The sequence below is a fragment of the Flavobacterium sp. genome (assembly GCF_025352015.1).
Taxonomy (GTDB): Bacteria; Bacteroidota; Bacteroidia; order Flavobacteriales; family Flavobacteriaceae; genus Flavobacterium.
The window spans coordinates 1-9,945 of the sequence record NZ_JANXUG010000073.1 but is presented as its reverse complement, the minus strand read 5'-3'; the positions used below and the strand labels follow the sequence as shown (position 1 = coordinate 9,945).

7 protein-coding genes and 1 pseudogene are annotated in these 9,945 nt (G+C 36.5%); 3 read left to right on the top strand and 5 right to left on the bottom strand.

What is annotated here, in order from left to right:
• Positions 1 to 217 (bottom strand): annotated as a pseudogene (locus Q0Q96_RS07205) (D-alanine--D-alanine ligase); the annotation flags it as partial.
• Between the two features lie 224 nt (positions 218 to 441).
• Here Q0Q96_RS07205 and Q0Q96_RS07200 point away from each other — a divergent pair.
• Together Q0Q96_RS07200 and Q0Q96_RS07195 are read left to right on the top strand one after the other, a co-directional pair.
• Positions 442 to 1,056: a PASTA domain-containing protein gene (locus tag Q0Q96_RS07200; protein ID WP_293873019.1), complete on the top strand. Its 615-nt coding sequence runs from the start codon at positions 442 to 444 to the stop codon at positions 1,054 to 1,056.
• Positions 1,046 to 2,086, top strand: a complete 1,041-nt coding sequence (locus tag Q0Q96_RS07195) for an RluA family pseudouridine synthase (protein WP_293873016.1) — start codon at positions 1,046 to 1,048, stop codon at positions 2,084 to 2,086. The genes Q0Q96_RS07200 and Q0Q96_RS07195 overlap by 11 nt, the downstream gene beginning before the upstream one ends.
• A 34-nt stretch (positions 2,087 to 2,120) precedes the next feature.
• Here Q0Q96_RS07195 and lgt read toward each other — a convergent pair whose 3' ends face one another.
• The 4 genes from lgt to folE all read right to left on the bottom strand — a co-directional run bounded on the left by lgt (position 2,121) and on the right by folE (position 5,659).
• Positions 2,121 to 3,041, bottom strand: a complete 921-nt coding sequence (gene lgt, locus Q0Q96_RS07190) for a prolipoprotein diacylglyceryl transferase (RefSeq protein ID WP_293873013.1) — start codon at positions 3,039 to 3,041, stop codon at positions 2,121 to 2,123.
• A gap of 77 nt (positions 3,042 to 3,118) precedes the next feature.
• A complete protein-coding gene (gene yidD / locus Q0Q96_RS07185) occupies positions 3,119 to 3,361 on the bottom strand; it encodes a membrane protein insertion efficiency factor YidD (protein WP_293873011.1) in 243 nt (80 codons plus the stop codon).
• 5 nt (positions 3,362 to 3,366) lie between these two features.
• A complete protein-coding gene (gene cysS, locus Q0Q96_RS07180; protein ID WP_293873009.1) occupies positions 3,367 to 4,845 on the bottom strand; it encodes a cysteine--tRNA ligase in 1,479 nt (492 codons plus the stop codon).
• A gap of 142 nt (positions 4,846 to 4,987) precedes the next feature.
• Positions 4,988 to 5,659, bottom strand: a complete 672-nt coding sequence (gene folE, locus Q0Q96_RS07175; protein WP_293873007.1) for a GTP cyclohydrolase I FolE — start codon at positions 5,657 to 5,659, stop codon at positions 4,988 to 4,990.
• A gap of 157 nt (positions 5,660 to 5,816) precedes the next feature.
• On the opposite strand from folE, the gene Q0Q96_RS07170 reads away from it, so the two are divergent.
• Positions 5,817 to 9,945, top strand: a 4,129-nt coding sequence (locus tag Q0Q96_RS07170; protein WP_293873005.1) for a SprB repeat-containing protein, incomplete at its 3' end; no start/stop codon positions are given.

Below are 9,945 nucleotides of genomic sequence, written 5' to 3'. Positions count from 1 at the left end.
CAAATTTTATAGTCTGATTGTCTTTGCTAAAAGTAAAATCCGCTTTGTTGATAGGATATTTTATTGAATCGATTGTGCAATACCACTCGTCTTTAAGCACATGGACTTCAAACGCCCGGTATTTTGTTTTGTCAAGATGATTTAGGATTAATTGACCACTTCGTAATGATATTACTGATTCATCCGAATATCCACCCATTACTACGGCTACGTTCATTAAAGTAAGTTTTAGTTCGTACAAAATTATCATTTTTTTGTTAAATATGACTACGTCTTTTAGATTATTAGCTACGTCTTCGCCTTTAAACTTCTTAAAATAGCAGACAAAATATTTTTCTAACAATCTTCTAGTAAAGCGTTTCTAAAAGCCCAAAGGGCGCGACTAAAAATCCATGAGCGAAGCGTTTCTTTTTATATCTTTGCGCAAATTAAAATTTCTTTATGAGTTTACGCAAGTATCTTTCCAGTCGAGTTTTCTTTGCCCAAATACTTGCCGCTTTGGCTATTATTGCTGCTGTTTCGTATTTATTTTTTCATTGGATTACGTACACGACTCATCATGGAGAAGAAATAACAGTCCCCGATTTGAGTAAACTTTCAGCGGAACAGGCGCAGGAAAAATTAGTGGCTATCGATTTAGATTATATAATTTTGGATACTGTAGATTTCAGACCCGATTTTCCGAAGTTGACCATTGTCGAACAAGAGCCAAAAGCAGGTTCAAAAGTGAAGCAAGGAAGAAAGATTTATATTAAAATAAATGCTTCAAAATATACGATGGTTTCTATCCCAGATTTAGTAGAAAAAACGTATCGTCAAGCAGTGCCAACTCTTGAAGCTGTCGGATTGCACGAAGGAACTATAAGTTATAAACCGTATTTAGGAAAAGACATGGTTCTCGAAATGCGAATGGACGGCAAGAAACTGAAGGCGGGCGATAAGGTTTTGAAATCTTCCAAAATTGATTTGGTGCTGGGTGACGGAAAAGTTACTTATGAAGAAACGGTTGATTCAACTGTAGTAGATACTACTAAAATGCCTGTAAATGAGCCTTAATAACGACGCTCCAGAATTTGAAGAGGAAGGATTATTCGAGCACCACCGACACATTGCAGATAAAGGACAATCGCTGCTACGGGTAGATAAATTCTTAATGCATTTGATTGCTAATGCAACTCGTAACAAAATTCAAAAAGCTGCCGAAGACGGAAACATTTGGGTGAATGACGTACCCGTAAAATCAAATTATAGAGTAAAACCCTTGGATGTGGTTCGGGTAATGTTATCGCATCCGCCCTATGAAAATTTAATACTCCCCGAAGACATTCCGCTAGATATTGTATATGAAGATGAAGCTTTGTTAGTCATTAACAAGCCACCAGGATTGGTGGTTCATCCGGGACATGGCAATTATACAGGAACTTTGGTCAATGCTTTGGCTTTTCATTTTGAAAATTTACCTAAAAATTCAAGTAACCGTCCAGGATTGGTGCATCGAATTGATAAAAACACTTCGGGACTTTTGGTTATTGCCAAAACCGAAGTTGCCATGACGCATTTAGCAAAGCAATTTGAAGACAAAACGACTGAACGCGAATATATTGCTTTGGTTTGGGGAAATGTTAAAGAAGATGAAGGAACGATTGAAGGTAATATTGCGAGGCATGTAAAAGACCGAATGCAAATGGCCGTTTTTCAAGATCCAGAAATCGGGAAACATGCGGTAACACATTATAAAGTTCTAGAACGTTTTGGTTATGTAACCTTGGTTTCTTGCAAACTAGAAACTGGTAGAACGCACCAAATAAGAGTTCATATGAAATATATAGGACACACCTTATTTAATGATGAACGCTATGGTGGCGATTTGATTTTGAAAGGAACCACTTTTACTAAATATAAGCAGTTTATAGACAATTGTTTTAAAACCTTGCCACGTCAAGCATTACACGCAAAAACCCTTGGATTTATTCATCCAACAACAAAAGAATACATGCGATTTGATACCGAATTGCCGCAAGACATTGAAGATTGTATTCATAAATGGAGCAATTATGCCAAATCTAATGCCAACGAAGAGGAATAAAGTAATTTTTTAGATTGTTAATTTATTTTTGGTTTTAAATTTTGAATTCGTCTTCAAAAGGTTTCTCAGCCACAAATAAATAGTAAATTCCTACCAATATAAAGGGAATACTTAACCACTGTCCGGTGGAGAACAAACCAAAAATATTTTCTATTCCGCCTTGACTTTCTTTAACAAATTCGACAACAAATCGAACGGACCAAAGAAGAATTAAAAAATAGCCAAAAATCAGACCATGTTTTTCGGCGGTTTTAGTTTTCCAGTACAATAAAAAAAGAATTAAAAACACAAATATATAGGCAAAAGCTTCATACAATTGTGCAGGATGTTTAGTTGGAACTTTTTCTAAAAGTGCTGCATATTTTGGGTCGGTTACTAGCGCATGATACGCTTGATTAACATTTGAAATTTGGGTCATAGAAACAACGTCTCTAGACGAGTAATAATCTCTAACGAATTTTATTCCAAATGGCGAATTTGTTACTTTACCAACTATTTCTGAATTAAAAAAATTCCCAATTCTAACAAAAATTGCACCACACGCAACAGGAATTACAACTCTGTCCAAAACCCACAATATTGGTTTTTTTATTATTTTTTTGCTGTAAAAATACATGGTGATAATAATAGCAATAGCTGCACCATGACTGGCTAAACCTTGAAAACCAGTAAATTCAAATTGGGGATTGAATTTGAAGGGCAGTAAAATTTCTAATAAATTATTTCGGTAATATTCCCAATCATAAAAAAATACGTGACCAAGTCTTGCCCCCAACAAAGTGGCAATAACGGTCCAAATAAATAGTGTGTCTAATTTCTCAATGGGTTCTTTTTCTCTGATAAAAATATGCTTCATAATGTACCATCCCAATCCAAAGGCTATGACAAACATTAGGCTGTAAAAGCGGATCGTAAAAAAACCAATATTTATTCCTTCTGATGGGTTCCAAATCATGATTGATTGTTTTTTGGTTAAGTCATGGCTGTAAAAATAGTGTTTTGTAACAAAATTTAGGATCATTTAGGTAAACTTTAATGTCTAGCTTTTTTTTGAGGGACAGGATCGTAACCATTTTTCCCCCACGGATGGCAACGAGCAATTCTTTTTATTCCTAGAAAAAAACCAGTAAATAGTCCGTGAACTTTAAGTGCCTCAATAAAATAACTCGAGCAGGTGGGCTGAAATCGACAACTTGTAGGGAGCAAAGGCGATAGTACAATTTTATAGAAATAAATTAAAATTAAAAATGGTGCTATTGCAATTTTATTTAACATAATTGTTACACACTATACGTGGTGCCTTCTTTTCCGTCTTTAAGTTGTATTCCTAGTGCCAATAATTGGTCGCGAATTTGGTCAGAAAGCAGAAAGTTTTTATTGGCGCGTGCTGCTTCTCTCATTCCAATGAGCAAATTAATAACACCATCAAGCTTATTTGAATTATCGACTGAAGTTTTTTCATCTTTAATGCCAATTACGTCAAATGTAAAAGTTTTTAAAGTGTCCGAAAGGGTTATCAAATCTTCAGATGTCAAAGTTTCTTTCCCGTCATTTAACAAATTCACAAAGCGTATCCCTTCAAATAAATTGGCTATTAAAATCGGAGTATTAAAGTCGTCATTCATAGCATCGTAACAATGCTGCTTCCAAGTGTGAATTTCCAAAGAAGAAATTGGGCTCGGTATTAAATTTTTAGTCATAGCTATACCATCCAATAATCGGTTAAATCCTTTTTCGGCAGCAACAATTCCGTCGTTGGTAAAATCAAGAATACTTCGGTAATGGGCTTGCATCATAAAGAAACGAGCCACATTTGCAGAAAAAGCTTTGCTCAAAAACGGACTTCCACCATGATAAATTTCGCTCGGTAAAATATTATTTCCAGTAGATTTTGACATTTTTTTTCCGTTCAAAGTCAACATATTGGCATGCATCCAATAATTAACAGGACTATGACCAGTGCTTGCTTCGTTTTGGGCAATTTCACATTCGTGATGCGGGAATTTTAAATCCATTCCGCCTCCATGTATGTCAAAGGTTTCTCCAAGATATTTGGTGCTCATGGCAGTACATTCTAAATGCCAACCCGGAAAACCTATTCCCCAGGGCGAAGGCCATCGCATAATGTGTTCGGTTTCGGCTTTTTTCCAAAGTGCAAAATCTTGCGAATTTTTTTTATCACTTTGACCATCAGTATTTCTAGTATTGGCTAGCATTTCATCAATGTTTCGACCACTTAATTTACCGTAATGATTTGTTTCGTTAAACTTCATTACATCAAAATAAACTGAACCATTTTTTTCGTAAGCAAATCCTTTTTCAATAATTTGGTTTACAATTTCAATTTGCTCAATGATATGTCCAGTCGCTGTTGGTTCAATACTTGGTGGAAGAAAATTAAACTGATTCAAAACATCATGAAAATCTACAGTATAGCGCTGTACAATTTCCATGGGTTCTAATTGCTCCACACGCGCTTTTTTTGCAATTTTATCTTCGCCATCATCCACATCATCTACAATATGACCTACATCGGTAATGTTTCGAACGTAACGAACTTTATATTCCAAATGTAAAAAATAACGGAAAATCATATCAAACGACATAAAGGTACGCACATTCCCCAAATGCACATTGCTATACACCGTCGGTCCACATACATACATGCCAATATTACCCGCGTGAATTGGTTTAAAAAGTTCTTTTTCTCCCGTAAGCGAGTTGTATATTTTGAGTAACTGGTTTTTATAAAGTTGCATTTTTGTCAATATTTATTCTAAATTTATTTCAGGAGCAATCTCCAGCTTTGCGCTATATCTTTTTATTTTTTAGGATGTACCTCCGTGAAAACTCCAGTAAATCCTATAAAAAATAAAAAGGATGTCACTTCAATCTGGGCTATTAAAAATTGGTTTCTAATCGAATATAATCTAAAAATTCTCGACGTGTTTGTTCTTCCTTAAATTTCCCTCCAAATTCTGAAGTTACCGTACTACTTTCTATATCTCGGATTCCTCTGGAGTTCACGCACAAATGTCTAGCATCAATGACACACGCAACATCGTTGGTATTTAAAACTATTTGCAGTTCCTGCACAATTTGCATCGTTAACCGTTCTTGTACTTGAGGTCTTTTGGCAAAATAATCCACAATACGATTCATTTTTGAAAGGCCAACCACTGTTCCGTTAGAAATATACGCAACATGAGCACGACCAACAATAGGTAGCAAATGGTGCTCACAGGTTGAATAAAGCGTAATATTTTTTTCTACAAGCATTTCACCATATTTGTAATGATTCTTAAAAGTAGACGAACTTGGCTTTTTATTAGGATTTAATCCGCCAAAAATTTCTTTCACAAACATCTTGGCTACACGGTTAGGAGTTCCCTTAAGGCTGTCATCCGTTAAATCCATTCCCAAAGTTTTGAGAATACTTTCAACATCTTTCTTAATGGCAGTTATTTTTTCATCATCATTAAGTATAAAGGCGTCTTCTCGCACAGGATTTTGAGCACTAGTCGCAAGGTGACTGTTGCCTATTTCATCCTGAAAATCATCGTTATTTATCATTAAAATATAAGAATTAATTGAGGTTTTAATACTAGGGTCAAATATAAATAATATTATTTAAACTATATCCGTAAGTGTTAATATTTGAAAATAATTAGCTTTTTGGGTTAATTCTTTCTTAAATTTATGTAAATTTCCCTCCAAAATTTGAATAACAATGAAAGGTAAAGTTTTACTTCTTTTAAGTTTACTATTTATAAATTACTCTAATTCCCAAAACCTATTAAGCAATCCAGGATTTGAAACAGGAGGATCTGGTGTAGGCTTTGTCACAAATGGTGCAGGCTATACCCAGTTAAATGCTCCCTTTTCTGGCACCACAATTACAGGTAATTTTGCGATAGCCAATAATCCTAAGTTAGTCAACACAGCCAATTTTATTTCAGAGGGAGATCATACATCGGGTAACGGTAAGATGCTTATTATTGATGGAAATACAACAGCTGGAAGTCCACGATTCTGGAAAGCAGGTAACACAGGTACTGGCGTTGCTGGGTTAACTATAGGTACAACGTATAGATTTAGTTATTGGATAAAATCAGTTTCTAATTTAGGAAGTCCCGCCGATATTGCCATATTAATTACTGGAGGCACAGCTTTGTTAACCTCGGGAACAACATTAGCACCAATACCTTCATTGAGTTGGAGACAAGTAATTTACACTTTTGTAGCAACTGCAACAACTGCTACCATCGAATTATGGAATTCAAACACAACAACTGCTGGAAATGATTTTGCGGTAGATGATTTTATGTTAACTAGCGATTTAATGGTTTCTTATAATGTCACTAACGCTGTTTGTGCTGTTGGAAATAATGGTTCTGTAACCGTTACGGCTTTTGGTGGAACGCCACCTTATCTTACTTATAACATTACTGGATCTGGTGCTACCAATGTAAATAATAACAATGGTATTTTTACTGGTTTACAACCAGGAACTTATTCGGTTTCGGTAACAGATAGTGCTTTGCCAATAGCTACTACCACTACGTTATCAAATGTAATTGTTGGACCAGCTATTACAATTTTGACAACAAACGGCAATAATGCAACAACTTGTTTAGGGAGCCCAATTACATTAACCGCATCAGGAAGTTCAGCGAGTTACTTATGGTCTGCAGTTCCTGCCGATGCCACCCTAACCACACCTTCTATTGCTAATCCTTCGGTAACGCCTATCGTTCCTACTGTATACACGGTTACATCAACTGTAGGATCTTGTGCTTCTATTGTGAAGTCAGTTTCGGTAGGTGTAAGTCCTTTACCTACGGCTTCAATTTCGGGGACAACCACCATTTGCAACGGAGCTACTACGGTTATAACATTTGCTGGAACACCTAATGCCACGGTCACATACATTATTAATGGAGGCGCAAATCAAACAATTCTTTTGGATAATTCTGGAAATGCTACGCTTACGACTCCGCCCATAACTTCTGAAACTACTTATTCATTGGTAAGTGTAATTTCTGCAGGGCCATCATTTTGTACAAAAAATGTGGTGGGTTTTGCGAAAATAAGTTTACAATTACAATTAGGAATTACGGCAGTCCCAAACCCTATTTGTGTGGGAGGAACAAGTGCTTTAAAAGCAACAGGTTTTACATTATCTACGGCTGCAGGTGTTTCTTTAAATCCTATGATTGGCGCAACAACCGTCATAAATAGTGCTGTCGATAATACGCCTTCTGCAGCAACAGGGATAGGATTTACTTTTAATTTTAGTGGTGTAGATTTCACACAGTTGTCAATCTCGCCAGATGGATGGATACTTTTTGGTGGTGCGGCAGCCTCAAATCAGAGCGTTAATATAACGACAAGCTCCATAAATACTCCAAAATTATATCCGTTTTGGGATGATTTGACCACTGGTACGAACGGAAATGTTAAAATTTTAGTAACAGGAATTGCACCAAATAGAATTTTTATTGCGGAATGGAATGTTACTGTTCCTAAAAATATTGCTGCGGCTGCTAATTCCACTTTTCAAATATGGCTTTATGAAACCACCAATGTGATTGAATATCATTACGGTACAATTGGAGCACAAACTTCGAACAGTATTTCTGCGGGTTATACTGTGAGTGCAGCAAATTATAGTAGTTTAACTTTTGCTACCAACAGTGCTAGTACAACTGCCGTTAATGATAGTAATAATTCTGTTCCGATTTTTGGAACAACATATACTTACGCGCCTTTAGCCACACTTATTTGGTCACCAACTTTAAATTTATATAATGATGTAGCCGCAACGATTCCCTACACAGGCGATTCGAGAGCACTAGTTTACGCAACAAATGTACCTCTTGCGGGAACAACTTATACTGTCACGGGAACTAACGTTGCCAGTTGCAGTGCAACGTCAAACATTGCTGTATCTGTTACTGTTCCTAATGTAACAAGTACCAGTGCTGCCCAAACTATTTGCCCTGGCAATACGGCAACATTTGCAATTACTGGTACGCCGAACTCTACAGTTACACTAGTAAACCCCACTGTAATACCTCTTACCACCACAGTTGCGATTGGTCCATTGGGAACGGGAAGTTTTACGACGCCAATTTTAAATGCCTCGGTAGTATATCAATTCACCAAAATAAAAGGATTTTTCACGCTGTGCGAAACAAATCTTATTCCAGCTACGCTAACCTTGTCAATCACGGTAGTTCCAAACGGTTGCGCTACGGTAAAAACGGATGCTGCGACAGGAACTCGTCCTTTGGATTTGACTTTGTGCACCACTGGAGAATGCAGAACGTTACAAGCGAATTTTTCGCCAGTACCTTCTACAACAGGGTATGCGGTTTCAAGTATTCCCTATTGTCCTCAAGCAGCATTTAATGATCCTTCCTTTATTCAGTTTCCAATCGTTAATGATGATACCTATTCTCCGGTATTTACGTTGCCGTTTGATTTTTGTTTTTATGGAACTAATTTTAATTCTGTTCAAATAGGTGATAATGGTGTAATTAGTTTCGGCTCTAATTATGCACCAGGTGTGTTTGGAGAAAATGCTTATGTGCAGGATTTACCTTTTGAAAATTCTAACTTTCCAAATGTTAGTGGTCAAGGAACAGATTCACCATTTAGAAATATGATTTGTGGCGTTTATCAAGACACAAATACCAGTGTAGTTCCCGCGGCACCTGCGGTAAGAAGTATTAATTATCAGTTAGTTGGTACTTATCCTTGTAGAAAATTAATTGTAAATTTTAGTAATGTAGGGCAGTTTAGCTGCGGTACAAGTGTCGGACTTCAATCTTCCCAAATAGTGCTATATGAGATTTCTAATATAGTTGAAATTTATGTTAAAAACAGATCATCATGTACAACTTGGAATGGAGGAAACGGCGCTATTGGAATCAAAGGAGGTGGAGCGATTCCACCTTATTCGACTCCACCAGGAAGAAATACCGGAACTTGGTCAGCAACTAACGAAGCATGGCGATTTACTCCAACTGGACCTAATGTTCCCGTCACTATTGACTGGTTTGTTGGAGCAACTAATATTGGTACTGGTCCAACAATTAATGTATGTCCAGCTGCAACAACAACATACACTTTACAAGCTACCTATCAAGTTTGTGGAGTACCTCAAACGGCCACGACTACAGCTACTTTAAACGTGAAAACCGACTTAACTGGAACCCCGCAAGACATCCCTGTATGTTTTCCAAATAATGTTTTCGATTTGACTTCAAATAATAGTGTTATTCTTGGGGCTTTAAGTGCTACAGATTATGATATTTCCTATCATACCTCTCAAGCAGATGCTGATTTAGGAAGCAATCCAATTGCTGTTCCAACTGCTTATTCTCCTGGAACAGCTATTGGAAGTTATCCTGTTTATGCATCCATTTTTTTAAATAGTTTTAATTGTAGAGTGGCGAAGTCATTCAATTTAATTATTAATAATTGTACTGTTCAACCTGCTCCAGTTACCATTGCTGCTCAATGTGATGATCCTTCAAATGATGGAATTGCTATATTTGATTTCACACCATTAACTCCCATTGCTTTGGGTTCAAACAGCGCTGCTAATTATACTGTTACGTATCATTTAAGTCAGACAGATGCAGATACTATTGGTTCCCCTGGTATAAATCCTATAAATAATTTTTTAGGTACAAATGGGCAAGTCATCATTATCAGAATAACAGACAATAGCAACGCATCGTTTTTTGGAACTAGACCATTTACGTTAACAGTTAATCCTGTACCAATAGCTTCAATAGCTGGGACAACAACAATTTGTTGTGGCTCAAATACTGTAATTACATTTAATG

Coding starts and splice junctions, on each gene's coding strand:
- Q0Q96_RS07200 (WP_293873019.1), top strand. CDS start 442: ATGAGTTTACGCAAGTATCTTTCCAGTCGAGTTTTCTTTGCCCAAATA.
- yidD (WP_293873011.1), bottom strand. CDS start 3,361: ATGTTAAATAAAATTGCAATAGCACCATTTTTAATTTTAATTTATTTC.
- lgt (WP_293873013.1), bottom strand. CDS start 3,041: ATGATTTGGAACCCATCAGAAGGAATAAATATTGGTTTTTTTACGATC.
- cysS (WP_293873009.1), bottom strand. CDS start 4,845: ATGCAACTTTATAAAAACCAGTTACTCAAAATATACAACTCGCTTACG.
- Q0Q96_RS07195 (WP_293873016.1), top strand. CDS start 1,046: ATGAGCCTTAATAACGACGCTCCAGAATTTGAAGAGGAAGGATTATTC.
- folE (WP_293873007.1), bottom strand. CDS start 5,659: ATGATAAATAACGATGATTTTCAGGATGAAATAGGCAACAGTCACCTT.